20 protein-coding genes and 2 pseudogenes are annotated in these 25,843 nt (G+C 59.4%); 9 read left to right on the plus strand and 13 right to left on the minus strand.

What is annotated here, in order from left to right:
• Positions 1–166 precede the first annotated feature (166 nt).
• The 4 genes from FJ964_RS23110 to FJ964_RS23125 are packed head-to-tail and all read right to left on the minus strand — an operon-like array spanning position 167 to position 3,943.
• Entirely contained in the window at positions 167–649 is a 483-nt protein-coding gene (locus tag FJ964_RS23110; protein WP_140552544.1) for a DUF2269 domain-containing protein, read from the minus strand.
• Positions 649–1,935 (minus strand): SDR family oxidoreductase, encoded by a 1,287-nt coding sequence (locus FJ964_RS23115; protein ID WP_140552545.1) that lies wholly within the window; start codon positions 1,933–1,935, stop codon positions 649–651. Before FJ964_RS23115 ends, FJ964_RS23110 begins: the two co-directional genes overlap by 1 nt.
• Positions 1,932–3,455 (minus strand): FAD-dependent oxidoreductase, encoded by a 1,524-nt coding sequence (locus tag FJ964_RS23120; protein ID WP_140552546.1) that lies wholly within the window; start codon positions 3,453–3,455, stop codon positions 1,932–1,934. Before FJ964_RS23120 ends, FJ964_RS23115 begins: the two co-directional genes overlap by 4 nt.
• Positions 3,452–3,943 (minus strand): hypothetical protein, encoded by a 492-nt coding sequence (locus FJ964_RS23125; RefSeq protein WP_181172588.1) that lies wholly within the window; start codon positions 3,941–3,943, stop codon positions 3,452–3,454. Before FJ964_RS23125 ends, FJ964_RS23120 begins: the two co-directional genes overlap by 4 nt.
• Before the next feature lie 536 nt (positions 3,944–4,479).
• Here FJ964_RS23125 and FJ964_RS23135 point away from each other — a divergent pair.
• A complete protein-coding gene (locus tag FJ964_RS23135) occupies positions 4,480–4,800 on the plus strand; it encodes a hypothetical protein (protein ID WP_140552547.1) in 321 nt (106 codons plus the stop codon).
• Complete coding sequence (locus FJ964_RS31075; RefSeq protein WP_181172589.1) at positions 4,790–5,053, plus strand: hypothetical protein; 264 nt, start codon at positions 4,790–4,792, stop codon at positions 5,051–5,053. Before FJ964_RS23135 ends, FJ964_RS31075 begins: the two co-directional genes overlap by 11 nt.
• A 37-nt stretch (positions 5,054–5,090) precedes the next feature.
• Here FJ964_RS31075 and FJ964_RS23145 read toward each other — a convergent pair whose 3' ends face one another.
• The 6 genes from FJ964_RS23145 to FJ964_RS23170 all read right to left on the minus strand — a co-directional run bounded on the left by FJ964_RS23145 (position 5,091) and on the right by FJ964_RS23170 (position 10,533).
• Positions 5,091–5,546 carry a MucR family transcriptional regulator gene (locus FJ964_RS23145; protein WP_140552548.1) on the minus strand — a complete coding sequence of 152 codons (456 nt, stop codon included), beginning with the start codon at positions 5,544–5,546 and terminating at the stop codon, positions 5,091–5,093.
• Positions 5,547–6,763: 1,217 nt separating this feature from the next.
• Positions 6,764–7,513, minus strand: coding sequence for a Crp/Fnr family transcriptional regulator (locus FJ964_RS23155; protein ID WP_140552550.1), 750 nt, complete (start codon positions 7,511–7,513; stop codon positions 6,764–6,766).
• Between the two features lie 674 nt (positions 7,514–8,187).
• Positions 8,188–8,562 carry a hypothetical protein gene (locus FJ964_RS31445; RefSeq protein WP_246676213.1) on the minus strand — a complete coding sequence of 125 codons (375 nt, stop codon included), beginning with the start codon at positions 8,560–8,562 and terminating at the stop codon, positions 8,188–8,190.
• On the minus strand, positions 8,456–8,731 hold the full coding sequence (locus tag FJ964_RS31800) for a hypothetical protein (RefSeq protein ID WP_348642867.1): 276 nt from the start codon (positions 8,729–8,731) through the stop codon (positions 8,456–8,458). Before FJ964_RS31800 ends, FJ964_RS31445 begins: the two co-directional genes overlap by 107 nt.
• 89 nt (positions 8,732–8,820) lie before the next feature.
• Positions 8,821–9,288, minus strand: a complete 468-nt coding sequence (locus FJ964_RS31805; RefSeq protein WP_263493255.1) for a hypothetical protein — start codon at positions 9,286–9,288, stop codon at positions 8,821–8,823.
• Positions 9,289–9,561: 273 nt separating this feature from the next.
• Positions 9,562–10,533: a manganese catalase family protein gene (locus tag FJ964_RS23170; RefSeq protein ID WP_140552552.1), complete on the minus strand. Its 972-nt coding sequence runs from the start codon at positions 10,531–10,533 to the stop codon at positions 9,562–9,564.
• A 315-nt stretch (positions 10,534–10,848) separates the two neighbouring features.
• Between FJ964_RS23170 and cphA the strand changes: the two genes are divergently transcribed.
• From cphA to FJ964_RS23190, 4 genes are all read left to right on the plus strand, one after another.
• The gene (gene cphA, locus FJ964_RS23175; RefSeq protein ID WP_224713246.1) at positions 10,849–13,623 is read left to right on the plus strand and encodes a cyanophycin synthetase; all 2,775 of its coding nucleotides are present in this window, start codon (positions 10,849–10,851) and stop codon (positions 13,621–13,623) included.
• Entirely contained in the window at positions 13,623–14,492 is an 870-nt protein-coding gene (locus tag FJ964_RS23180; protein WP_140552553.1) for an isoaspartyl peptidase/L-asparaginase family protein, read from the plus strand. The genes cphA and FJ964_RS23180 overlap by 1 nt, the downstream gene beginning before the upstream one ends.
• The gene (locus FJ964_RS23185) at positions 14,482–15,327 is read left to right on the plus strand and encodes a cyanophycinase (protein WP_224660029.1); all 846 of its coding nucleotides are present in this window, start codon (positions 14,482–14,484) and stop codon (positions 15,325–15,327) included. The genes FJ964_RS23180 and FJ964_RS23185 overlap by 11 nt, the downstream gene beginning before the upstream one ends.
• 799 nt (positions 15,328–16,126) lie before the next feature.
• On the plus strand, positions 16,127–17,761 hold the full coding sequence (locus FJ964_RS23190; RefSeq protein ID WP_140552554.1) for a GMC family oxidoreductase: 1,635 nt from the start codon (positions 16,127–16,129) through the stop codon (positions 17,759–17,761).
• Between the two features lie 868 nt (positions 17,762–18,629).
• Here FJ964_RS23190 and FJ964_RS23195 read toward each other — a convergent pair.
• The gene (locus FJ964_RS23195; protein WP_224660030.1) at positions 18,630–19,487 is read right to left on the minus strand and encodes an alpha/beta hydrolase; all 858 of its coding nucleotides are present in this window, start codon (positions 19,485–19,487) and stop codon (positions 18,630–18,632) included.
• 486 nt (positions 19,488–19,973) lie between these two features.
• A complete protein-coding gene (gene ctaD / locus FJ964_RS23205; protein ID WP_140552556.1) occupies positions 19,974–21,632 on the minus strand; it encodes a cytochrome c oxidase subunit I in 1,659 nt (552 codons plus the stop codon).
• Positions 21,633–21,963: 331 nt separating this feature from the next.
• Here ctaD and FJ964_RS23215 point away from each other — a divergent pair, with 331 nt between their 5' ends.
• From FJ964_RS23215 to FJ964_RS23225, 3 genes and pseudogenes are all read left to right on the plus strand, one after another.
• Positions 21,964–22,728, plus strand: coding sequence for a DUF2243 domain-containing protein (locus FJ964_RS23215; protein ID WP_140552558.1), 765 nt, complete (start codon positions 21,964–21,966; stop codon positions 22,726–22,728).
• 190 nt (positions 22,729–22,918) lie between these two features.
• A pseudogene (locus FJ964_RS31455) lies at positions 22,919–23,061 on the plus strand (IS5/IS1182 family transposase); the annotation flags it as partial.
• Between the two features lie 241 nt (positions 23,062–23,302).
• Positions 23,303–23,557: pseudogene (locus tag FJ964_RS23225) on the plus strand (protein adenylyltransferase SelO family protein); the annotation flags it as partial.
• 1,185 nt (positions 23,558–24,742) lie between these two features.
• On the opposite strand, the gene FJ964_RS23230 reads toward FJ964_RS23225, so the two are convergent.
• Positions 24,743–25,837, minus strand: a complete 1,095-nt coding sequence (locus FJ964_RS23230) for a mandelate racemase/muconate lactonizing enzyme family protein (RefSeq protein WP_140552559.1) — start codon at positions 25,835–25,837, stop codon at positions 24,743–24,745.
• Between the last annotated feature and the right edge of the window lie 6 nt (positions 25,838–25,843).

Consider the following 25,843-nt stretch of genomic DNA (forward strand, 5'->3'; position numbering starts at 1 on the left):
GGGTTGGCTTCACGCGACCACGCGGTGACACCGGCATGTTTCCCCGCCAAAGCCCTCGCGGGAGCCGCGGAGGCACAAGGTAATGCCTCGATCGTGATGGCTCGGTTTGGTTTTTCCTAGTGACGGGAACAGACGCCGCAGGGCGGCGTTTAGCGAGCCACGACGGCTAAAAGGCCAGCCACTCGATCGGCGGGCGCGCAATCATCAGCCAGAAGATGGCGAGCACAGCCGCAAAGGCTGGAAAGCCGAAGGCGAACCAGAGCCTGAACAACTGATTGTAACGCTCAGGCGGGGGTTGGTTGGACGCCGCGGCCATTATGGCGAGATTGCGCATCTTGATCTGCATCCACACCACAGGCAGCCAGAACAGGCCGGTGGCAATGTAGAGCAGGATCGAAAGAACGATCCATCCTTCAGCAAGCGAATAGCCCGCGTACTGGGCGAGAGCGATTCCGGTCACAGGTTGCGCAACAACGGCCGTAGCCGTGAACAGAAAGTCGGCGAGGACGACGATGCGGGCGACAGCCGCGATGGTGGCGGCATTTCCGGTTCGGTGTGCCAGAAGCATGAAGAAGGCGATGCCAGCGCCAGTTCCCAACAGCACAGCCGCACCGATGACATGCAGATATTTGAGCACGAAATAGATCATCAGCGTTCCTCCAGCACCGCCAGAGCGACAAAATGCAGCACCAGGATCGGCAGGATTTTGATCAGCGGGCCGAGCGGCTCGTTCCAGAGCTCCGGCCGCAGAATGCTCCCAGCGATCGCATAGAAAAGCGACAGCACGATTGCGCCGAAGAGACCAAGCCGGCCGGTCGGGCGCCAGGCGATCAGCGCACCGACGATCATGTCGGCCAGCGCGCCGGCGACGACGGCCGGCCCGGCCAGCGCGCCGACCGCGGTGTCGATGAGCAACTCAACTCCGCTGCGCCAGCCGGTGGTGAGGGAAATAACGCCGGTCATGATCCAGAAGAAGGGTAGCACAACGAAGATGGCAGGCTTGACAACGTAGAGACCAGCGAACCATCGTTCCTGCACCGTGGCAGGGTTAAGGCTGAGTGCGGTTGCAAGAGTTGACGGTTGAATGCCGGTCTCCGCTATCCATGGCTGGGGATCACCGACCGCGCCCCGCTCGATCTCCTTTGCGGCATTGCTGCGCATCGGCGGACGCCAGCCGAGCTGAGCCGCCGCATCCCCAATCCGGTATAGGATTGCTGCGGCCCAATTGGGCAGGATGAATTCCTGGGCGCTGTTCCATCCGAACCAGTGGCGGTAGCAGGCAACGACCTTGTTCATGGAAAGGGCTTCAGGCCCAGCCAGCTCCAGCGCGAGGCGCGATGGGCTGTCGGGCCTAAGAAAGAAGAGAACGGTGGAGATCACGTCGTCGAGCTGTACGACCTGAAGACGACCGGTGTCGGGCATCACAGGCAACAGTGGCAAAGCAGCGAGGCCACGAAAAAGCGCGCTTGCGCCGAACGCCGGCCTCCCCAGCACAACCGAGGGGCGCAGGATCACCCAGTTGAGATCGCGCGCCATCAATGCCTCATCGCCAGCAAGCTTGCTGGCGGAGAAAGCGGACGGCTGCTGGCGATCGACGCCGATAGCCGAGAAGTGGATGACCTTTTTCACATTTGCCTGTTCACACGCGGCAAAGAGTGCCGCGGCGCCGCCTGTATGGACGTGCTGGGTATTCTCGCGAACGCTGTCCTGCAGAACGCCGGCGCAGTTCACAACGGCATCGGCACCGGCAAGATGAGGGATCCAGTCCTGCGCCCGCAGCGCATTTGCCATGTCGAGCAAGATGGGAGTAGGCCCGGTGAACGGGGCAACACTGGGGCGATGGAGCACACGAACGACGTCATGTCCCCCGGCCGCCAGCCGCGCGCAAAGCGCGGCCCCGATCAGACCCGACGCGCCGGTGACGAGAACTCTCATTTCGCGTGCCCGGCATCCGGCGACACTCGCGGCTCGAGCGGTCTCGTCGCGGGGCCGGAAAGAACCTCACCAGCTTCATCGAAACGGGATCCATGGCATGAGCAGTCCCACGTCCGGTCGACCGGATTCCATCCAACAACGCAGCCGAGATGGGTGCAAATCGCGGAGCGGGCGGTTACCGAACCGTCCTGCGCCTTCGTGATAGCCAGTTGCTCTCCGTCGTGCTCGGTCACACCCCCTTCTCCTGGGGGGATCTTGCTGATATCCATAGTTCTTGAACCCAGGAGCCGTTCGGCCACCAAATGTGTAGCCGTCTTGACGTTCTCGGATATGAACGTCGGGCCGCCTGCGAGCGGCTTGATACGAGTCGCGTCGAAGATCTCCGCCGCAGGATGGGATTTGCCGAGAAGCTGCGACGCGAGGATTTCTCCTGCAACGGCACCTTGTGTGATGCCCCATGCGTCGAAACCGGTAGCAACAAGAAGGTCTGGTTTGGAAGAACTCGCCAAGCCGACAAAGGCCATTCCGTCCATTGATCGGAAATCTTCGTTTATCCAAAGGTGCGACGGTTGCCTGATAGCGAAGTTGGTCTCAAGGAAGGCCAGCATGTCGGCGACGGCGCAATCCGCAGCCTCGCGGTCTCCGGTTTTGAATTCGCCACCTGCGGCCACCAGAAAGCGCTTGCCGTCACGGTTCGTCGTGCGAAAGGAATGAGACGGCCTTCCGGCACTGATGAACATGCCGTCCACTCTTGCTTGTTCCGGCACTGGCGCTGCCGCGACTGGATGCGCGAATGGGAAGGCCTTGCCGAAGAAGAGTCCGTCTCCGATTATAGGCATCTGCGTGGCGACGACGACCTTACCGGCGGTCACGATGCCGCCAGCCAGAGTCAACTGATAAGGCCCCTCGCCTGCTATCTCAAGAACGCGGCTGTTTTCGAAAACGGAGATGGTGCTCTCGCTCACCAGACGGGCCAGCCCGCAAAGATAAAGATACGGATCGAACTGGTACTGGCCGGAAAAGCGGAGCGCCGCGGTCGCCGTAACGGGCAGCTCCGGATCGGACAGGAATTCGGCGGGCAATTCGAGCGATGCGGCGGCGTCGGCCTCACGGCGTAACGTGTCGGCCTGTTGTTCGTCTTCAGCATAGATGAAGGCAGGTTTGGCTTCCAGCTTGGCCTTATCCACCATAAGTGAGCACAGCGCAGCGATCTCATCCTTCGCCTTTTCATTCGCGTCCGCGTAAAGCTTCGCGCCTTCGCGGCCGAAATTGCGAATGAGGGAAGCGAATTTGAGCCCATGCTGGGATGTGACCTTGGCGGTGGAGCGGCCGGTGGCCTGCTGGCCGATCTGACGTGCCTCGAGGAGCGCGACCCTCAGACCCGAGCCCCGCAGCAGACAGGCAGCCTGCAGTCCCACGATACCCGCGCCGACGATCGCGACTTCGAAGTTGTGATCGCCCTGCAAGGCACCAAATGAAATCTCCGGCTCTCGATCTAGCCAAAACGGGATCGACTTCATCGGTCAGACCCTCTCTCTCGCCTTTCCAAGACTGACTGTTTGGCGTCCACAGGCCTGCCGAACGCCTCCGATTCCGCGGCCTCCAGGTCGCTGAGCGATTTCGCGAGCACGATACCCCACACCATGTGCACGGCGATCATCAGCAGATTCCTCTCTGCAGGATGGCGCCATGCGGGGGCAAGAATTCGCGCTGCAGGAATCCAACCCAGATAACTGGCCGCCCACACACCGAGGCCGTAGAGTGTGCCGCTGCCGCGACGGCGTGGCAAAAGGGCGAACGCTGCACCGCTCATCGCGCCGAAGCCGAAGTGGGCCAACAGAGTATTCGTTCGCGCCTGCCTTTCATCGCCCCCGATGTTCAGGCGCTCAACAATTTCACGGGGCGGCAATGGGTAGCGACTCGTGTCGTTCAGCACCCCATGAAACCGCCTCATGGCGCTGGTCATCGCCATCGTCGCCGCAAGGCCGGCCAGAGCTCCCAACATCATATGTCGCACAGCATTCTCCTGACGCGATCGTGCCCAACGGGGTTGCGGGTTGATTGTTCCTTGAGGTGCATCTCGATCGCATTGCAAGGTTGCTGCACGTCATCGAGGCGACGAGCAGGGTCTCAAGGCTGATGGTCAACGAAATGATCGTCAACACGTTTCCGAGCCGGACTGACAACCAAATCCACGCTCTTGTCGACGCCCAAGGCAGGCCGCTCAGGCCAGGCGAGCGACATCGCCTCCGCAGCGGACTTGCCTTAGGGTTTATCCCCAGGCTCAATGCTGCTCGCCGACAAGGGCTACGATGCCGACGCATTGCTAGGGCCAATATCCCTCGCCCCAACTGTAGCCCAGATAAGAACTCCAGCCACGCCGTCGCTCGCTACGAAAGCCCGCTTGAGACCGTGAAGGCGCTCATGGCCTACAACTGCGAGCTTGAGACCCAAATCCTCGCTCTCGCCCACAGATACCCTGGCTTCGTGGCGATCAGCTACGATCCCACGCCGCCTGTGCTGGCATGACTTAGGCGGCTCTCGATGCACGACTTTATCGCTTTCATTGGCGATAACGCCGAGCTGGTCATCGCCCACCCGACAGCCTTCGCCACATTTGCCGTGCTGTTCGGAGGCGGTGGATTTGCAGTTGGGCGCTATTTCTTAGCAGAGCGCATCGCCAATCTGGAAAGCCGAATTGCCAGACGAGATGACGAAATCGTTGAGCTGAGAGCTAAACAAGCACGGCCAGAGCGGGAGGCATCGATGATACCGATCATAGGCACGTCTGAGTTTCTTCCCAGCGAGCCGGTCACGTCACGCCAGCCGGTGGCCCAGCGAAGGGAGAGCCTCCATGTCAGATAGCTTGCTGCCGCAACAGAAGGCCCCGAGACTCATCGTCGTCACAGCATTTGACCGCGATGAGAGCGGCGACCTTCAGCTCGTCTTTGGGCCAGCCGAGCAGCAGACCGAGGACCGGGCCGTCAGGACCGCGAGGGGGCTGGCCGGTAAACACGCTAGCGTCATTGCGTGGTCGCGCGATGCCAATCCTTCGCGTGGCGAATATGGGGAGCCCACAACCCTCTTTGTCGTCGGCGACGTGCCAGATATGGAATGACCACCGTTGCCGCAAGAAGAGTGTATACGGACCGCCGCTAGGCCTTGGCCTTCTGCCTTGTTGGCTCTTTCTTTGCTCGCGTTTTCTCAACTGCCTTGCGGCCAAGACCGGAAGACTTAGCGAGCTCCGAGCGTTGAGCCGCGTAGCTCGGCGCCACCATCGGATGGTCTCGTGCGAGGCCCCATTTCGCTCTGTACTCGTCGGGTGTTATTCCCAGCAAACCAAGGTGGCGCTTCATAGACTTGAACTTGCGTCCGTCCTCTAGGCTGACGATGTAATCGGCAAAAACCGACTTCTTTGGATTAACTGCCGGAACAAGCGCGGGCGGCGGCGCTTCCACCGGCTGACTCAATTGCGACAAGGCAGAATTCACACTGGCGATCAATTCGGGGAGAACGGCCGCCGGGATCGCGTTCTTCTGAACATACGCCGCCACTATGTCAGCAGTGAGCTGCAATAACTGGACCTGCTGAGCTTCAGCGTCAATCTGCATGGTCCAAGGCTTTCCCATCTGAATGTGCCTCTGTCTCTTATTAAGGAGGTGCACAAAGTGCAACGGCCCGCGGATCATGGTGGGTCTCTCACGCGAAGAACCTTGTCTAAATTCTAAGCTCGGAGGGCACCTCGCGTTACCTAAATAGCCCCGTATTCGGCTGTAGTGGCTATCCCGGATGCGTTTGGAGGCGCCGCTCGAACTTTCTGCAGAGTCGAGTACACGACTATCATAGTTAATTGTGGCTGCCGGTGACCTTGCGTAGTCAAAAGCTCACGGTAGCTTTTCCAGGGAGGACGGTATGTTATATCCAGGTCGGTTTTTGGAGCCGAGCGACATTATGGTGCTTGCCCACGTTTGTGGGACGCTCTGCAAAGAGCGCGGTATACGTGTCGCTTCGCAGGACGGAGAGCGCATAGCTGCACACGTACTCAGACTGTTTATGAACGGCTTGACTGGAGAGAATGAACTGCTCGATGCTGAGCGGAATTGGGCTCGACAGAGTGACCTGTTGTCCCAGGAGCTTCCCGTCAACGACGCAGAAATGAGAGATGCCGCCTGATCAAGTTTGATTGTTGTGCCGAAGACACCTCACCTGCGATATGCCGGGTGATCGAGAACAAAACTTACCTTTGAGTTTTGCCGTGAAGAGTGCGATCTCGACGGCTGTTTTGGCTGGCCGGGCGCCACAGATCAACAGGACGGATTTGGCCATGAAAGGAAGCCGACCGGGTATTTCGCTGTTGGATTTCGACATACTCTCCCGGACCCTTACGTCAGCATAAGGGACAGCCCGGTGTGCGATCGGAAAGTCCAGGCGCACGAGCTTGTGCGCCTAGACACCGGCAAAAAGTGAGCCGACGAGAATTTGGTCGCAGCCTTGCTTCATGCCAGTGGCGCCCGAGTGGCCCGGCAAGTTTGACTGAATACCTGCGCAGCTCGACGTGCTCTCTCACCGAGTTCGAGGGTCCAGATTCATAGATGGGATGTTACGGCTGGGAATGATCTTGCGATCCGGACTCAGGCAGTTTTGCACTGAGGACAGTTACCGATGTTTCCTTCAACCGGACTCGTCGGAATGCATGCAAGCGCCGGGTACGTCATTCGTAAGGAAATTTTGTGCACTGCGCGCCGAGGAGCCAAGCAAAGCAGATCGACCCCAAGCGCCGCCGAAAAACTCTTCACCGCGGCAATCTGAAGATTCCCCCTTGCAGCAATCAGTGCATCGACAAGGGCTCCACCCTTCGCTTGGTCCTTGCTGAGTGCAGGTAATCGTGACGGAACTCAGCAAGAATGGCCAGTCCTTCCCAATCATGGATGGTCAATTGGCCATTCACGAGGGAACTAAGCTGCTTTTCTCGAAGAGCCTTGAGTGTCCGGTTGATGTGGACAGCTGACAGCCCTGTGGCCTCGCCAAGGTCAGCTTGCGTCACAGCAAAAGCGCAGCTTTGATCGAACGCGAGGCCGGCGTCGTCCATACGCAGCATGATCTCACAGAGAAGATGGGCCACTCGGCCAAGCGCTTGGCGCTTCCCTACATTGACCACCCATTCGCGAAAGATCGATGCATCAACCAGTGTCGTTCGCCAAAGATTTGCCGCCAGCCTAGGGTAGCGTTCGCAGAGGAGCCGGATAGCCGAATGATCTATGAAGCCAACACTGCAAGCGCTCACCGTTCGAACGTCGCTATCCAACAGATCGAGGTGCAGGCTCAACAGATCGGGCATGTCGCCAGGCACATGATAGGCAGTGACCTGACGCTTCCCGTCTCCTATTATCTTCGAGGTGCTGGCTAAGCCTGCCAGGACCATTATGCACCGGGACGGCTGGTCGCCTTCCCGAACCAAGTCCTGGTTTGCGCCAATTGCAACGATCCTTATTCTTATCGCGTCGAGAGCTTGACGCTCATCTGGCGTGAGGGTGAAGGCACGACGGAACTTGGCAGTTAAAGGGCTTTCATTGATCATGTCGGCTCTCCGTTTGGGCGGGAGCGCTATGGTCTCTCAGTCACTCGCAGCCAGCGGAACGGCGAATGATGCCCAACGTTATATCATAAATACCGGCCCCGGCTTAACCTGTGATAAGTGTGGCACTGCTCCGCTGACGGACTCGCCAATTCCAGGGCTTCGGTGGTCGACCAGTGCAGCGATGCACTTGAAGGGTGGCCTGGCTTGGCTCTCGGACCAACAGGAGATCGCCATCGGTGCACGGCGCCTTCGTCTGCAGAGCGGAGTCTGAGGAGGTTCGCTCCGCTCCAGAGCTTCGACCTTCGATCGCCTGGAGCCTCCCGGCCCTGAACCTTTCAGCCTGGCACACGGGCATTAAGGGGGGCAGAAGTGGGTCTTTTGTCGGGAAATACCCATCGGGTCTGCTAGACAGGAAGCCTACCCGAAGTACAGTGGCGACCGGCGCTGGCCCGGCCCTGGCGGCGCACTCCAACGACGCCAAGGACCGGGGCTGCCGCGGCCAAAGTCGAAATGCTGGTTACCATGACCGCAAACGTATCAGGCGCGAGTTGATCACGACGCACGGAAACAGCCGCAACACGCGGATCTACAGAGTTTTTATGGGCGCCTGTTTCGAACGGGGCTGGATTGCTCGGGCGTCGAATCTATGAGAATCGTTAACTTCGGTTCTTGGGTCAGACTGCCAGCCGCTTGGTGCCTTGTTCCGCTGTCGCTAGCGGCGTGAAATCAGTGTCAGGCCGGATTCGGCGACAAAACTCGCAGACCAATTCGATGGTGGCTTGAATGTCATCGAGACACAGCACTTCCGACGGCGTGTGCATATAGCGAAGTGGCACGGAGATGACCCCTGTCGCGACACCGCCTCGGCTTTCCTGCACGACACGAGCATCAGTGGGACTCTTCCCACCCGTGGCCTGCTGCTGAAACGGAAGCTGCCTATCTCTAGCGGCTGACGTTAAGATCCCGAGAACAACAGGATTCGTATTGGCACCTCGGGAAATTCCCGGGCCTTTGCCTAGATCGAGCCTGCCTTGCCTCCGGTCTGGCACGGGGATAATCCATGGCGACACCTATATCCACCGCGAGCGTTGTTTGCGGAGCGATGTTGAACGCCGCGGTCTGGGCGCCGCGCGACCCGATCTCCTCCTGCACTGTGCCGAGGACGTAGATTCCCACGTCTGGGTGGAGGCCGCCATTTTGTGCCAGGGAACGCACCACCTCGGCTCCGATCAGCAAGCCAACCTTATTATCGAAGGCTCGGCCGACAACATAGTTGCCGCGAAGGACCGCGAAGGCGGACTCTATGGTTACAGGGTTGCCAACCTGAACAACCGTTCAGCTTCCTCGCGCGAGGTCGCTCCGATGTCGACCCACGAATCCTTCAAGGAAGGTGTTTGAGTGCTATCAGACAGCTGGAAGGTTTGAATCGCCTTCCGTCCGACAACTCCGAGCACGTGTTCTTTTCCATGCACCCGAACCCGCTGCCCTATCTCGGTGGCCACGTCGGTCCCGCCGATAGTGCTGAAGAATAAAAAGCCGTTCTCGTCGATATGGTGGACTATGAAGCCCACCTCGTCCATGTGACCAGCGTACATAATTCGCATAGAAGCGCCGGGATTAATCACGGAAATGACATTGCCCATCACATCGGTGGTCACCTTGTCTGCGAATGGCTCGACGTATTCGCGGTACAGCTTCGCGACGGGTTGCTCGAACCCGCTAGGAGATGGAGTGGCGACGATCATCTTCAAGAAATTGAATGCCTCGTGCCGCATCGGGGGTATCCTGCAACATTTCTAATTTATGAATTACAAGCAATGTTCCTGCCGGTCTGTAGGCTGCAACGGCGCTCTCGGGAGAGGACTTTACGCACATTCGGCCGCTACGGCGCTGAAAGCTGCCATGCGTCCGGATTCAATCCGACGCATCCACTCAAGGCGAGCTGTCCGCAGAAACTGGTCGAGCTCTCCCACGCATTTTTGCCAACCAGAGTATTTGCCAGCTCATCGCAGCAGTGGCTCTGCGGCAAGTGCCATTTACCCATTGGGCTAAGATCGCTTGCTGCGCTTCTTGGCCGCGGATTCTGCCATGGCGGGTGCTTCTTGGATATTAGCCGCACCACCCATATCGCCATTCTTGGTGCGTCCGGCGCCGGGGCCCGCGCCAAGATCTGCGCCGGTCATAGGATCGGCTGCCGGGTCCGAGAGTGTCCGCTCGGCCATTTTGACCACAACTTTCATGTCCTTGGCCCTGAGTTCGACGGTCGCAGTTCCATCTCCGCCATCAGCTGGCATGACCTCTTCGAGATTGTCGATACGGTCCCATTCGTCCCCAGAGTTCCACGGGCCGTCAGCGTCGCCCTCCCCTTGCGAGGTGTTCACATACATGCTGGCATATTTCTCGACCCCAGGGAGCTTGCCCGACGGGAAGTTGTTCTCGATGGCGTAAAGCGCTTTTTCGAACGACTTCTGGTGGGCGACTTCGCGTGTCATGAGGAAGCCGAGCGCGTCCTTGATACCTGGATCGTCGGTAACGTTGATTAGCCGCTCGTAGACAATCTTGGCGCGCGCTTCGGCCGCTATATTCGATCGCAAATCGACTGTCGGCTCGCCGCGCGAATCTACGTAGGAGGCGGTCCAAGGAACCCCGGCCGAGTCGCACAGTGCCGGCGCGCCGCCAAACAGGATCGACTCCTTGACCGATGTTCCGCTGCTCCCGATCATCAGATAAAGATCAGCTTCTTTCATCTGGCCTTCGGCAAGTTGCGCCTTAAGACCTTTATTGAGCATGGCGATGATCGAGCCGACCACTTCGAGGTGGCTGAGTTCTTCGGTGGCGATGTCCAGCAGCATGTCTTTACGGCCAAGGTCGTCTTCGCCCAGCCCCTGAGTGAAATAGCGCATGGCTGCTGCAAGCTCGCCATCGGCGCCACCGAACTGCTCCATGATCATACACGCCAGGCGAGGGTTCGGTTCAGAGACACGTACCGTATATTGCAGTCGCTTGTTGTGCATGAACATCAATGAATCCTCCGAGATTTATCTGCCTGAACATTCTGGTTGGAGGAATGTTCCTCCTCGCTTTGATTTTGGCGTTTTCGAAACGGCATCGCTCAAAAACGCTGCTTCGGGTGTGTCTAGCCGTTCCCGCCGTGGCTGGCCCGCAAGAGCCTGCTGGCTCTCACTGAACTTTGATGCCGATTCCCTGGGAACTCCCAAGATAAACAAATGTTATTTCGAACTTTTGTTTCGATCTTCTGCAAAAATAAATTCATCCAATAAGCCGGAACTTACCGATCCTACGCTGGTTGCGGGGTTGGTTGATTGGAGACATCGATGTTAGCTAACGAACTGTCGCAGGACGCTATGCAGCGCACGATACGCGTGCTTGACGTCCGTGTATTCCGCGGGCCGCACCTCTACAGCTTGACTCCGATGGTGCAAATTCAGATTGATCTAGGAGCGCTGGAAGGCTTCCCGACAGACAAACTGCCTGGATTTACCGAAAATCTTGGTCGCCTGTTACCTGGGCTCGCAGCTCATGGGTGCAGCTATGGCGCCGCCGGGGGCTTCCTACGACGCATGGAAGAAGGCACGTGGCTCGGCCACGTTGTGGAGCACGTTGCTCTGGAGCTACAGACCGTCGTTGGTCATCAGGTAACGCGTGGCAAGACGCGGTCGGTCAAAGGCAGCCCGGGCACCTACAACGTGATGTTCGCATATCAGGACGAGGCCGTCGCGCTGCTGGCCGGCCGCATTGCCCTTGAGCTGGTGGACAGTCTGTTGCCCGCTAACCTGCAGGGTGCCGAGTATCTGCGCGAAGTTGCCGAAGCGGAGGGACCCTTTGAACTCGCCGCCAGACTGCAACTGCTGAGGGTCCTTGCCGATGAGCGTGCCCTCGGGCCAACCACCGCCTCCCTTGTAAGAGAGGCCGAGAGACGAGGCATCCCCGCAATCCGGATCGATGAGAGCAGCCTCGTGCTCCTTGGCCAGGGCAGGCACCAGAAGCGGATCCGCGCGAGTTGCAGCGATTTCACTTCCGAGATCGCCACCGAGATTGCCTCCGACAAAGATCTCACCAAGTTGCTGTTGCGCCAGGCCGGGCTGCCAGTGCCAAAGGGGGAGCTGGTCCGGTCAGAGCCTGAAGCTGTCGCTGGTGCGGTCCGGCTCGGCTACCCCGTGGTTACCAAACCGCTGGACGGCAATCATGGACGGGGCGTCAATATTGCGCTCGCGACCGAGGAAGAGGTTCGCTGGGGTTTCGAACAGGCGCGCGAACATAGTCGCACCGTGATCATTGAACAGCACTTTGTCGGCTCGGACCACAGGATCCTGGTTGTCGAAGGAAGAGTGGTTGCGGTCGCCGAAAGGATTCCGGCGCATGTCATCGGTAACGGACGGGACTCTATTTCTGAGCTTGTGGAAGAGACGAACCGTGATCCCAGGAGAGGAGAAGGCCACTCCTCGGTGCTCACCCGGATTGAAATTGATGAATGCGTCGAGCACTTTCTCTCGAAATCGCAGCTTGCGCTGTCGAGCGTTCCTGCTCGGGGCGAAAGGGTCTTCTTGCGGCCTACTGCCAATCTTTCCACCGGCGGAACGGCGATAGACCGGACAGACGAGATCCATCCGGAAAACGCATTGATCGCAAGGCGAGCGGCGCAGATCATCGGACTTGATATCGCTGGCGTTGATTTTGTCTGCAGCGACATCTCGCGACGGGTGAGCGAAACCGGCGGCGGAATTATCGAAGTCAATGCCGGCCCCGGCTTTCGCATGCATCTGGAACCATCCCAGGGACGTGCTCGCAATGTTGCGCGGCCGGTGCTTGATCTTCTGTTTCCTGGCGGTAAGAACGGGCGAATTCCAATTTTCGCGATAACAGGAACCAACGGTAAGTCGACTACCGCTCGCATGCTCGCGCATGTCCTGCAGGCGAATGGCTCGAATGTGGGGCTTACGTCGACCACTGGCATCTATCTGAACGGCGAACGGATCATGACGGGGGACTGCTCGGGTCCGAAGAGCGCCAGGATCGTGCTGCGCGAGCCGGGCATTGACATTGCGGTGCTGGAGTGTGCCCGCGGCGGGATCCTCCGCGAAGGGCTGGCTTTCGATGAGTGCGATGTCGGCGCGGTTCTCAACGTCCATGGTGATCATCTTGGCCTCAAAGGCATCGATACGATCGAAGATTTGGCGCAGGTGAAGTCAGTTGTCGTGGAGTCGGTGCGCCGGGGCGGGTGGAGCATCCTCAACGCGGATGATGTCCATACGTCAGCAATGTCGCGCGAAGCAGGGGGCAGCGTTTGCTATTTTTCGCTGGCGGACAGGACTGAGTGGCCCGATACGTTGAGGGACCACGTGGCTGAAGGCGGACGTGCGTTGACGCGCGAGCGCAGCGGGGATGGGTGGGACATCTTCATTCATGAAGATGGTCAATCCCTCTTCCTTATGTGCGTCGATGAAATCCCTGCAACATTCGAAGGCGCGGCTGAGTTCAACGTCGCCAACAGCTTGGCGGCCATTGCGATGGCGTACTGCCATGGCGTCCCACTAACCACGATCCGCGGTGCACTGGCTGAGTTCACCACGTCGTTCCAGCATTCCCCTGGCCGCCTCAACGTCTTTGACGGGAATGGTTTTCGCACCATAGTCGACTACGCCCACAATCCTGAGGGGCTGACAGCGCTCGGAAAGCTGGTCTCTCATATGCGGCGCGGCCATCAGCGCACGATTGGGCTGGTCGCCATACCCGGTGACCGCCGGGATTGCGACATTCGCAATATGGGAGCTGTGGCATCGAAGGTATTTGACGTCATCGTCTTCAAGGAAGACGAGAACGAATTGCGCGGCCGAGCCCCAGGCTCGATAGCTGGGCTGCTGCGGGAAGGTGCCTTGCAGGCCGGCTGCGCTCCCGCCCGAATGCACGTCTCGTATCCCGAGAGGGAGGCTGTTCGCTTTTGCCTTGAGCTTGCCCGGGAGCGTGATCTGGTTGTGCTGACCGTCGATGACGTCGAAGCTGTCTGGCGACAAGTTACAGGTTTCGAACCCGCGGCGGTTATCAGGAGAGGTCGTGACAAGCACGATGTGCACCATCTGAGGGCCAGCTGATGTGGTCGCTCATCGTGCACGGCGGCGCCAAGGAAATAAACCCCGAAGAGGAAGAGGCAAATCGGAGGGGATGCATCAACGCCCTGGAGGCAGGCCGCACAATCCTGGCAAGTGGCGGAACGGCGGTCGATGCGGTCGAAGCAGCGGTCCGCGTCCTGGAATCGGATCCGACGTTCAACGCAGGTTACGGTAGCGCTTTGAACGGAGACGGCGAGATCGAGATGTGCGCCTCACTGATGGAGGGGAAGAATGTCAACGTCGGTGCTGTTACTGTCATCAACGGCGTGCGGCATCCTATCAGTGTCGCGAAGGCTATGCTGTTTGAAGAGCCGATCCTTCTGGCGTCGGATGGCGCCAGGCGCTTTGCCGAGCGAAAACAGATGGAGCTTTGCGATCCGGCGGATCTGGTAAGCCCAGAGCAGCGCGAACTATCGCGAACTGACAAGCACGATACGGTCGGCTGCATAGCCTTCGATCAGCACGGTAACTTGGCAGTCGGCACGTCGACCGGTGGACTGGACGGCAGTCATCCGGGCCGCGTCGGCGACTCTCCCCTGCCCGGCTGCGGCTACTATGCCGACAATCATTTGGGAGCAGTGGCGTTCTCCGGGGATGGCGAGCATATCGCGCGAAAAACCCTCGCGGCGCGGGTTATGCATGCACTTGCCGACGGACCTGAGCAAGCTCTCAAGGCTTCAATCAAGGAGCTCGAAACAATCGGTGGCGAAGCGGGCGGCATAGTGCTTACTGCCGCCGGACTATCTGGCTGGGCTCACAACAGCCGCGAGTTCGCAGTTGCGTTCATGACCAGTGACGACAAGCATGCTCATGTCTTCCTGCGCAAGGAGGACAAAGAAATTGAGCACTAACAAGAAGAGGTCCCTGTCAAAAGCGAAAACCGGAACCCTGGTAATAATCGGTGGCCATGAGGACCACGACGGCGATCGCGTCATCCTGAAGGAGGTCGCGAATCTTATCCCGGACGGGCGCCTAGTCCTTGCGACCATCGCGTCGCATGAGCCGGAAGGCTATTTGGAAAAATATCAGCGCTCCTTTGGGGAACTCGGCATCGACGATGTTATCGAACTTTACGTCAACGACCGCATTGAGGCAGCGCACGACGAGAAAATAAAGGCGCTGGAGAACGTGAGCGCCGTTTTTTTTTCAGGTGGCGACCAACTCCGGATTACCAGTCAGATCGGTGACACGCCCATCGATGATCGGGTGCATGAAATTTTCGAAGGCGGGGGCATTATCGCCGGCACCTCCGCAGGTGCATCCATGATGAGCGACACGATGATGGTGAAAGGACCAAACGCGGCGTCCTTTCGCATAGGCCATATCCGAATGGCTCCCGGGTTGGGCCTCCTGCCGAACGTAATTATCGATCAGCATTTTGCAGAACGGGGCCGGATTGGCAGGCTCATTGGAGCGGTGTCGCTGAATCCGCGGGTCCTCGGCATAGGCATCGATGAAGATACGGCAATCGTCGTGCAGGGCGATACATTCAAGGTCATCGGCAGCGGCGCTGTCTACCTGGTTGACGCGACGGGCGTTACTCACTCGAACATTGCTGAAGGTCAACCTGATGCTGCTCTTTCAATCTATGACCTCAAGATTCACGTGCTGAGTTCGGGCGATGCGTTCGACCTCAAGACACGCCGTCCAAGGGAGAGCCCGGAACAGCGGGACGAAAACCGGTGAAGTCCGACGCCGAGCTCCTTACCATTCGTCTAATGAGCTTCCCCCAAGAGGGAGTCCGACGCAGATCGATACCCCCACAAACAAAATTGCGCTGTGCGAGCGTTGCTGAACGCCACTCCACAATTGCAGCCGACAAGGCGCACCGCGGGAACATTGTGCTTCGCCGTCATCGAGGCTCCACCACGTACCCGCCAGCCCAGAGGAGCCGGCGCTTGCAGTACTCCCGAGCCGTCTGCCGTTCGAACCGAAGTAGCGGCCGTGGCGACACTGGCTGTGAACGAAACGGCTGTTGCGGCATTAACAGAGGCCATCGTCATGTGCCCGGAAACATTCCAGCAGGTGCTTCTGCCGCAACTAATAGGCTCATTGCGCGGATAGTTTCGGGTCCAGGCGGCCGAACAGCGTCAAGGCTGTCATCCTCCGCACCGGCGGCGGGCTATTCGCCGGCAGCGTCTTCGTCCACGGCGACGCTTCAGCGGGAGCACCAGCGTGTCCGCCGGCGAACCATGGGCGGGATATCTCGCGGCAGACCGGAGTACCACATCTGAACGCGTTCACCATAACCATGCCCCTGTGAGGGTGATATGCCGCAACAAGAACTCTTCCGGTTCGGGACCCTTGAAGTCGTCAAGAACCTCGGCATCAAAGCCGCCTCTTTTGGGCCGGCGCTTCAAGTGCGATCAAGTGGGTGGTTGCCAACTGCTCCTCGCGCGCTAACTGCTTCGCCCAAGCCGGGCGCGAAGGGTGGGAGCGTGCCTTCGGCGATCAAACAAATTCCTTGCTCGCGACGGAGTGAAGGTTGATCGCTCAATTCACCACAGCGGGCGACGGACTTGCCTACGATATCTGCATTGTCGGAGGTGGCACTGTCGGCCTGGCCATTGCCGCGGCTCTGGAAAATGCAAAGCTACGCGTCTGCGTTCTGGAAGCGGGCGGCAGGTGGCAGACCAAGAGGTCTCAGGAGCTCTACCACGGCATTGTCGCGGATCCCCTCGTCCACGCGTCGCTCCAGAATTTCCGGATACGAGCGCTGGGAGGATCGAGCCGAGCATGGGGTGGCCGCTGCGTGCCGTTCGATAGCATCGACTTCCAGAAGCGCGAATGGGTGTGCAATTCGGGCTGGCCGATCACCTATGAAACACTGCTGCCCTATTACCGTCGGTCGCACGAGGTGATCGAGGCTGGGTCCTACGACTACGATCCAACAAGCGCGTTGCCTGGTTCTCCCGCTGAACTCGTAGAGGGCGTCGACGACAATTTGTTCAGGACCCGCCTGGAGCGGTTTAGTCCACCTACCAACGTGTGGAAGCGGTTTTCCGGGTTGCTGCGGTCTTCGCGCCATGTCCACATCTGGTTAAACGCTGCGGCGACGGGAATTCGCCTGGCGCCAAATGGGCGATGTGTTCACCACATCGACAGTGTTGACCTGAAGGGCACTAAGCGTGAGGTCACGGCTTGCCACTACATAGTAGCCGCCGGCGGCTTTGAGACCACACGATTGCTACTTGCCTCGAATGATGTGATGCCGGCTGGTATCGGCAACGCCCGAGATCAGCTTGGTCGTTTCTATATGGCCCATCTGGGAGCCAGAGTCGGAGCACTAAAGTTGCCGAACGCCCAGCAGGCGGTTGCTTTTGGCTACGAGCGGGACGCGGCCGGCATCTACTGCCGAAGGCGGCTAGCGCTCACGGAGCAAGCTCAGCGAGAGCATGGCTTGCTCAACCAGATCTTCCGCACCCATCTGCCAAATCCAGCCGATCCCAGTCACAACGACCCGATCCTCTCGGCGATGTATCTCGTCAAAAGGACATTACTCCCGAAACACCTCAGAGGTCGGCAGCAACATTCAGTGACGCTGGACCAAAAGGTCGCGCACGTTCAGAACGTTCTATCGTCGCCATTGCGCCTCGGGCGTTTCGGTGTGGGCTGGATGGCGAACAGAACTTTCGCACGGCGAAAGCTGCCCTCCATCGTGTGCGAGCCGTGCGCCAATGTGGTCAATCTTGAGTTTCATTCGGAACAGGAGCCGAACCCCGCAAGCAGGCTGACGTTGGTGACCGAACGCGACCGATTGGGAATGCCGAAGCTGCGCGTCGATTGGAAAATCACGAACAACGATCTCCAGAGCATCGCGCGCGCGTATCGGCTGCTCGGCTGGGAGTTAGAGAAGATCGGAGCTACCGTTTCAGGATTCGAACCTGACCACGTGATCGAAACGGCAAGCAAATCAGGCGCCATGGATGGTCATCATCTCGGTACCACGCGGATGTCTGCGAGCCCGGCGGACGGGGTTGTTGACGCTGAATGCCGAGTTCATGGACTGATGAACCTGCACATCGCAGGTGGCTCGGTTCTGGCCACCTCCAGCCAGGCGAATCCCACCTTGACGATCTTGGCTCTTGGGCTCCGTCTCGCCGACAGGCTTCGCCGGTGATCATCACACCGGCAGCTGCTGAGTGACTGTCGCCAAATGCCCGCCTGAAGTCGGGTACCGGGCGGAATCTGGGGTCCGGGGCCAGAACCCTTTGCCCGATTTGGCTCGCCAATTCTATGGAACCAGGTCCCATTCGGGAGTCGGCTTCCCGTGTCGGGGGCCAAGTGAGCACTTATCGCGGCGGGGTCTCTTAGTTCCATGCGATGTGGGCAAGCTCGCAAGCGGATCCAAGTGCAGTCGGACCTTGCAGAGGGCGGAGAGGAGGTATCTCAGCTGGAGGACGCCCGCATTCTCGATATCTCGCGCAGTAGATTCTTTCGGAATTTCAGAAAATGACAGAGCCAACCCCGGCCTCGACTTACCCCTGCAAGGTGGATTCTCGGCCGGAGGCCGTTCGAGGCAACTATTTGCCTGACCGTGCGGCCGTTTCAATCAAGTGCCAGCCTTTCGCAGATTCGCCAGGAATCTGGCAGGGGCATCGTTGCAGCTGATAGATGACTGCTCGGCCCATGCTCAGCGAGCACCCAAGCCGCGTTTCGGCAATCAAGGTCTCGTAACCATCAATGGGCGCCGAAACAAGGTGTCCATCTTTGCCCATGGCTATTGCAACAGTACCGTTCACGTCATTTCCGATCGCCGCAGTTCTTTAAAATCGCCGCTCGCCATCGATACGGACTCGAACAGCACCGAGCCAGCGGTCTTTCTGCCGCGTCTTCCACCCGATCAGAAAACGGGCGATTCAAACTGCCCAGTTTTGACAGCGATTTTCAAAACAGGACGAACCTGACCAGCGACCCGCCTGATGGCCGGGTGTGCTGGAGTGGACGCTTGGCCTTTTCCACAGCCCTTCGCGCCAGTTCGGTGATCGTCAGCGTGCAGCTGGCGAGAGCGCATCGCCAGGGTTTCCACCTTTTGGTAGACGAGACATACAGGTGACCTTGTCGATCATTCGGAGCACCGCATGGGGGGCACTGTGGTGAGCCATGTGCCCGGCATTTGGGACTATTTCAATCAGTGATCCTGAGATCTCGGAATGCAAGCGTTCCGCGTTCCGCCGAGCATCGAACAGCCTGTCCCGTGCTCCAGCGACTATACCGGTCGGCACGCCGATGTCTCGATAGCTAGGTTTCGTCAGCAGCGCCGCGCCGAGCATCAGGGCTGTCTCCACGCAGGCGGAGCGCAACTGAGATGGGCGGCTGGCAACCTCCCTTGTGCTAACCGAAAAAGCATCGGAAACCGGCCCGGGACGGAATATCGTTCGCATCGCCGATGGCCAGCCGAATCTTACTCCGAGCGGCAGCAAGGTGTGACAGAATGCCGTGCCGATCAGCGGTACGGCCGGTAGTGCTGCAAGAGCGAGATCCAGCCTCGGTGGCGGATAATAGTAACCGGAGACGAGGACCAGGCCGGCTGCCGAGGGAGCATGCCTGCGGGCCATCTCCAGCGCGATCCAAGCGCCCCAGGAATGTCCGAGCACGAGGTATCTGTGAATGCCGAGGCTGGCGGCGGCCTCATGGAAGAGATCGGCTTGCTCACGCGCCGACCAGCGCTTTCCAGCCGGTCGCGAGCTTTCCCCGAAGCCGGGTCGGTCGAAAGCGAGGACCCGGTGCTTGGCACTCGCCAGGTCGAGCATGCCGCTGATCGCAAAATCCTCCGCCACTGAGCCATTGCCATGCAACAGGATCAAGGGAAGCCCGCTGCCTTTCTCGATGACGCGCAGATCCACCCCATCGATCCTAACAGTGCGTCCAAAAGATCCGGGGGCCCGAGCCTTCCTGGCGCGCGCGTGATTGTATGCCGCCAGCGACAGGCCGGTAGCCGCAAATACCGCGGCGAGCTTTATCAGGTTTGATAGCATGCTCAGCTCCCGCGCTGGGACGGCATGGTGGCCCCACGGTTCGGTTGTGCGGCGCCGGCTGCACAGACCAGATAAACAGCGCCGCTGCCGATCACCCTCAACGTCTCGCCCTTCACCACGATGGCCGTATCCTCATTGATGCCGATGCACAGAAAGCATGGGTTCTACGACACTGCCCCAATGACCCGGCCGATGCGGCTGTTTTGCCTCGGCAGTAGCCCTCGTCAACTCTCGTCGTGCTGGTGATCAGCTTCCGATAGCGGAGGTTCTCGGTTCGAGGTTCACGGCGAGCGCGTTGCGCGGCCTTCCAACTCAGCGCCGATCCGGCCGTCTGTCGCGCACGGCCAGCCGGATTCATCTGATTTTCGGCAGCCTCTCCCATTGATGGAAAGGAGGCGGAGAGGTCAATTCCCATTCCAATGTGGTGGCCCCTGGCCCCCAGGGGTTCGTGCCGGCGGCCCTTCGCCGGTGGAAAGCCTCCGCGATGCCACCGATAAAAATTAAAACACTCGCGGCCGACAAATACGATCCAAAGGAGGAGACCATGTTCCAACCGGCAAAAGCGTCGGGATAGTCGATATAGCGACGCGGCATGCCGGCCATCCCGAGAAAGTGGTGGGGGAAAAAGACGAGGTTCACACCGACGAAGGTCGTCCAGAAATGGATTCCAGCCAGGAGCGGGTTGTACAGATATCCCGTCATCTTCGGAAACCAATAATACCAGCCCGCGAAGATGCCGAAGATCGCACCCAACGAGAGAATGTAGTGGAAGTGTGCGACGACATAGTAGGTGTCGTGCAATTGGCGATCGAGGCTGGCGTTCGCAAGCTGTACGCCGGTCACGCCTCCGACAGTGAACAAGGATATGAAGCCGAGCGCCCACAGCATCGGGGTACGCAAGCTAAGGGAACCGCCCCACATGGTTGCGATCCAGGAGAACACTTTTATACCGGTCGGCACCGCGATCACCATCGTCGCGAAGGTGAAGTAGCGCTGCGTGTCCACCCCTATTCCGCTGGTGTACATATGGTGGGCCCAAACAACGAAACCAATCGCTCCGATCGCGACGATCGCGTAGACCATCCCCAGATAGCCGAAGATCGGCTTTCGCGAAAATGTCGAGATCACCTGGCTAACGATGCCGAAGGCCGGCAAGATCATGATGTAGACTTCAGGATGGCCGAAGAACCAGAAGAGATGCTGGTACAGGATAGGGTCGCCGCCGCCGTCCGGCGCGAAGAATGTGGTGCCAAAATTCCGATCCGTCAGGAGCATGGTGATGGCGCCGGCCAGGACAGGCAGGGCCAGCAGCAAAAGGAAGCCGGTGATGAGGATCGACCACACGAACAAAGGCATCTTATGCAACGTCATCCCCGGCGCGCGCATATTGAAGATCGTGGTGATGAAATTGATGGCGCCTAGTATAGAAGAGGCTCCCGCAATGTGCAGAGACAGAATGGCCAGATCGACGGCAGGACCGGGATGGCCGGAGGTCGACAGGGGTGGGTAGAGGAACCAGCCGGTCCCGGGACCGTAGCCGCCGGGGACGCTGGGCATGAAGATCGACAACAAAAGCAGCATCAATGCCGGCGGCAGCAGCCAGAACGATATGTTGTTCATGCGTGGGAAGGCCATGTCCGGGGCGCCGATCATGATCGGAACCATCCAGTTCGCGAACCCTCCGATCAGTGCGGGCATGATGGTGAAGAAGATCATGATCAGCGCGTGCGCCGTGGTGAATACGTTATAAAGTTGCTTGCCGGCATCTATGGCCGCGTCGCCTTGGTAGCCGTAGATCATCGACGCCAACCCGGGGAAAACCTGGATTCCGGGTTCCTGCAGCTCCATTCGCATGCCCACCGATAAGAGCATGCCGATGACCCCCGCGATAAAGGCGAAGATCAGGTAGAGCGTGCCGATATCCTTGTGGTTAGTCGAAAACAGCCAGCGAGTGATGCCACTCGGCTTGTGGTCGTCGCGGCTGCGCGGAGCCGCCGCCGAATATTCACTCATGAGCGTTCTCCGCCTTAGCCATCCCTCAACAGCGCATCCGAACCATGATGTCAGTTGATTGTTCCCTCCCCAGAACGCCCGACGTGAGGGAACATACGGCAGAAGCCGAGGTTCGGGTCAGGCGCGGCGTAACCCTGCGCGGTTGAAGGATCGACATCCATGCTGGCAATCATTGCTGCGACATTGGTTCTGACGACAGTGGTCGGCGGGCTGATTACTGCCTTCTGGATCGAGGCCCGTCTTGGTCTCCACGACCCGACGTCGGACAGGGCAATGCACCTGGAGCTGCTAACCAGACTTGGCTCTCCTGTTTGGGCGGAGTCGTCCTGATATGGACACCATCACCGCGAAACTCGACCCGAGAACGCGAGTCGGCTGGCTTCTGCTCGGCTTCGCGCTGGGCGGCTTCTTCGACGGCATCGTCCTGCATCAGATTCTGCAATGGCATCATCTTCTCTCGGGTCTCACCGACCCTGCGGGTGACGACCTGCGCTTTCAGGTCATGGCCGACGGCCTCTTCCACCTGTTCATGTACGTGTTGGCCGTTGCCGGCACGGTGCTGCTGGTTGCGGCGAGGGCAGCAGGCGGGCGGGCCGGAAATACGACCGAGATCCTTCGGCTCGCCTTCACCGGGTTCGGCGTCTGGCATCTGGTGGACGCCATTGTGTTCCATTGGCTGCTCGGCCTGCATCGGATCAAGATGAACAGCGACATGCCGCTCGCCTGGGACATTGCGTGGCTGGTCATCTTCGGAATCGTGCCGCTGCTGTTGGTGCTGGTGCTGCCTAACCGCGGTGGACCGGCACGCGGTGCCTCGGCGGCTCTGACCAGCATCGTCCTGCTTGCAGGACTGGCTACGGGCGTCGGCCCACCATTCAACGGTGCCGCCACTTCCGTCATCGTCTTTCGAGCTGGGATGGAACCCGCCGCAATGATGCGGGCGATTCAAGCCGCCGACGCCGACCTCAGGTGGGCTGACACCAGCGGCACCATCTGGGCGGTCGATAGGGTCTCGTGGCGCGGGTTGATGATCCTGCACGCGCGCGGCGCCCTGGTCGTCAGCACGACGCCTGTCATTGCCGGATGCCTCGCTTGAATCGATGCCGCCCGGAGGGACAACGGCCCCAACGCGCAACAAGACATTGCTGCCGCGCTTTGAGTTCGGAATCGGACAGGTGTATGAAGCTCGCCATCGAGAGCGGTCAGCCGGAGCACCGCGGATCCTCTCTTCGTGTTGACTGACGCCCAATGGACGAAGAGGTCCGCATTGCCTGAGTAAGGCAGTCGACCGAGGTCGAAGCGGCGGCGACAACCGCCGCTTCGACTAAGCCGTGCTGTGGATCGTGCGCACGGCAAGCGGCGTGACTTTTCAGCCTTTTTCGGGAGTTGGAACACCGTTTTCAAGAGATACCGCGATTGGGTCAAAGCCGATGCTTTCGTTGGTGTCGCACGGTAGCCCGAACTCGATTTAGGCGGGTGGTCCCCAGCTTTATCCGGTGCCGGCCAGATGGATCCGGATGGTACCGGCGAAGTTGCGTTCCTATATGAGAAGTGAACACAGGCTCCTCGAAACGGGAGCTGTTGGCCCCCCCTTCAGAGCAGATTGTCATGACGTCACCTGCGACCGCTGAACAACCCCAAGCCATTCAGATGCGGCTTCCCTCCTCAGCAACAGCTATGCGCAACTGCCGGAGCGATTCTTCGCGCAGACAGATCCGAAGCCGGTGTCCGAACCCCGGCTGATCCGGTTCAACAGGCCCCTTGCCAAGGAACTCGGGCTCCATGCTGACCAGCTTACCAGCTCGGACGGGGTGGATATGCTCGCTGGCAACAGATTTCCGGCAGGCGTGCAAGCAATCGCCCTGGCCTATGCAGGTCACCAGTTCGGAAACTTCGTGCCTCAGCTCGGCGACGGGCGCGCGCTCTACCGCAAATCCAGATCGTTCGCGAAATGACGGGCCAAATCGGCTTCACGGATCATCCAAGACGCTGGGTTGTTGAACGATCCTTCGCCTGGTGGCAACCGCATGATCCACGCCCTTGGCAGTCGATCTGCTCTGAACGCGAGGACGAACAGCGATCGAGGCGGTGCGGCAGCAGCAGCCAGTCCGATCTGCCTGCAGCGATGGCAGTTAAAAGCGATGTTAACAGACCTAAGCCTCTTTGATTACCCTCGCCGCTCGCACGAGCGATGACCAGTCAGCGCCCATGGGTTTTACAAGATCACGAGCATCTTCGTCGGATATTCCAGTGTGGTCTACAAGCTTCCGTGCCAGCAATTCGAAAGCCTATTCTATAAGCGTCATAGATCAGCCCCTTCTGAGAGTTCTTGCGACGATAGGTTGCGAGAGGGTTTTCCGCATTAGAAGATGTTAAACGGCCATCATGAATGTCTCAGTGTCGGTTTCGGAATTCATCCTTGGCGTGCGATGCGCCTGACGAGGACCATGGCAGCGGTCGCGTAGAGGAACGCAGTGGCGGACCCCGATTGTGGGTGCGAAATCTTTGATTCTTCGCGGACCCTGTCGCGTTGCCGGCTATACTCCCACCACCCGCGCCATCGGCCGACAGCGGATGATTACCTCGTCCCTGCCGGAAACGGCGCCTACTCCGCTCGCCGCTTTCGCCAATCGGGCAGATGACTTCCTTTGTCACCTCGAAGATGATGATCTCGTCCATGTCGGACTCTTTCCCCTGCCAGCACCCCTGCCGCCGCAATACGCGTGACACCTTGCAAAGTGTTAGCGAGTTCGTGCTTTCACGTGGTCGACTTCTCCTTGGCGAAGGGCTCTCCCGCGTCGTCGGCGAGGAAGCAGGATCTGACCGGGCATGCGACCGCCTCTAAATCTCTAAACGGCTGCGACAGGCACGATGTTCCTTCGGGCCGGCGCACTGCTCGGGCCGAGGTGCAAACATACACTGGGTGCATTCCCAACTCCGTTTCGAGTCGTGCGGAACCATATCTCGCTCTCAGCAGCTGTACTCGGAGGCGAAATTCGGGCGGACCGGGCAGTTGACTTCATGCCCTGCGCGATGAGAGGCACGAACGGCGTCCGAGGCAACTCTGGCCGTCGTCGAAGATCTCGCCTCGTTCCGCCTTTCGGGGCGCGCTATCCCTCAAAGCCGGCTAATTTCTGCCAGTCGAAAACAACGCCCACGCCGGGCTCGTCGGGTGCTATCGCAACACCATTATGAAGCCTGAGCGGCTGAGTGGTATAATGGTCTATATCGAAGCTGTGCGCCTCCACCCAGCCGCCATTTGTCTGCCCTGCGACGAGGCTGACATGAAGTTCCTGCATTCCATGGCTGCACACGGGAATGCCGGCCTTGCGTGAAAGCGCTGCCACGCGCAGCCAGCCCGTGACCCCGCCGCAGTTAGACGCGTCAGGTTGGATGTAGGCGAGCTTGGACCAGGCGAAGGCATGCTCGAACTCCTCTATCACATGCAGGTTTTCTCCCATAGCCAGGGGCATGCCCGTTGCCTTGGCAATGCTGGCGTAGCCTTCATAGTCGTCGGGTATGATGGGCTCCTCGAACCACAGCAGATCGTACGGCGCAAATGCTGTGGCCGCTTCGATCGCCCGCGGGACGTTCAGCGCGTAGTTGGCGTCAACCATAAAGGTGGTGTCGGGCCCGATGCGCCCGCGGACTGCCTTCACCCGGGCCACATCCTCCGCAAGATCGTCCTTGCCGACCTTGATCTTAATCGCCGTGAAGCCGGCTTTCAAATAGGAATCAGTGCTGGCCAGGAGCTGATCGAGGGTAAAATTCAGGTCGATGCCGCCGCGATAGGCCTTGGCGGTCTTCCCTGCCGCGCCAGCCATCTGCCACAGCGGCAGGCCGCTGCGCCGGCCCTTGAGATCCCATAGCGCGATGTCGATTGCCGATATCGCGAAGGATGCGATACCGCCTCGCCCGACATAGTGGATGTGCCAGAGCATGCCGTCGTAGAGCGTCTCGATCCCGGTCGCGTCGCGTCCCTGGAGGAAAGGCGCGAGGTCGTGCTCGATCATTGCGTTGATGGCATGGCCGCCCTTGCCGCCGGTGTAAGTGTAGCCGGTGCCCTCGCTGCCATCGGCAAGCCTCAGCGTGACAGTCACCAACTCGAAATGCGTGTGCGCGCCGTGCTTGGCATCGGTCATCACCTCACGCAGCGGGACCCGGAACAGCCGGGTCTCGACATCCCTGATTTCGGTGCAGCTCATGCAGCA

Source organism: Mesorhizobium sp. B2-3-2, from assembly GCF_006442295.1.
Lineage (GTDB): Bacteria > Pseudomonadota > Alphaproteobacteria > Rhizobiales > Rhizobiaceae > Mesorhizobium.

Excerpts from the sequence above, each read along its gene's own strand:
- FJ964_RS23110 (WP_140552544.1), bottom strand. The coding sequence starts at position 649 with ATGATCTATTTCGTGCTCAAATATCTGCATGTCATCGGTGCGGCTGTG.
- FJ964_RS23115 (WP_140552545.1), bottom strand. The coding sequence starts at position 1,935 with ATGAGAGTTCTCGTCACCGGCGCGTCGGGTCTGATCGGGGCCGCGCTT.
- FJ964_RS23120 (WP_140552546.1), bottom strand. The coding sequence starts at position 3,455 with ATGAAGTCGATCCCGTTTTGGCTAGATCGAGAGCCGGAGATTTCATTT.
- FJ964_RS23125 (WP_181172588.1), bottom strand. The coding sequence starts at position 3,943 with ATGATGTTGGGAGCTCTGGCCGGCCTTGCGGCGACGATGGCGATGACC.
- FJ964_RS23135 (WP_140552547.1), top strand. The coding sequence starts at position 4,480 with ATGCACGACTTTATCGCTTTCATTGGCGATAACGCCGAGCTGGTCATC.
- FJ964_RS31075 (WP_181172589.1), top strand. The coding sequence starts at position 4,790 with ATGTCAGATAGCTTGCTGCCGCAACAGAAGGCCCCGAGACTCATCGTC.
- FJ964_RS23145 (WP_140552548.1), bottom strand. The coding sequence starts at position 5,546 with ATGCAGATTGACGCTGAAGCTCAGCAGGTCCAGTTATTGCAGCTCACT.
- FJ964_RS23155 (WP_140552550.1), bottom strand. The coding sequence starts at position 7,513 with ATGATCAATGAAAGCCCTTTAACTGCCAAGTTCCGTCGTGCCTTCACC.
- FJ964_RS31805 (WP_263493255.1), bottom strand. The coding sequence starts at position 9,288 with ATGCGGCACGAGGCATTCAATTTCTTGAAGATGATCGTCGCCACTCCA.
- FJ964_RS23170 (WP_140552552.1), bottom strand. The coding sequence starts at position 10,533 with ATGTTCATGCACAACAAGCGACTGCAATATACGGTACGTGTCTCTGAA.
- cphA (WP_224713246.1), top strand. The coding sequence starts at position 10,849 with ATGTTAGCTAACGAACTGTCGCAGGACGCTATGCAGCGCACGATACGC.
- FJ964_RS23180 (WP_140552553.1), top strand. The coding sequence starts at position 13,623 with ATGTGGTCGCTCATCGTGCACGGCGGCGCCAAGGAAATAAACCCCGAA.
- ctaD (WP_140552556.1), bottom strand. The coding sequence starts at position 21,632 with ATGAGTGAATATTCGGCGGCGGCTCCGCGCAGCCGCGACGACCACAAG.
- FJ964_RS23215 (WP_140552558.1), top strand. The coding sequence starts at position 21,964 with ATGGACACCATCACCGCGAAACTCGACCCGAGAACGCGAGTCGGCTGG.
- FJ964_RS23230 (WP_140552559.1), bottom strand. The coding sequence starts at position 25,837 with ATGAGCTGCACCGAAATCAGGGATGTCGAGACCCGGCTGTTCCGGGTC.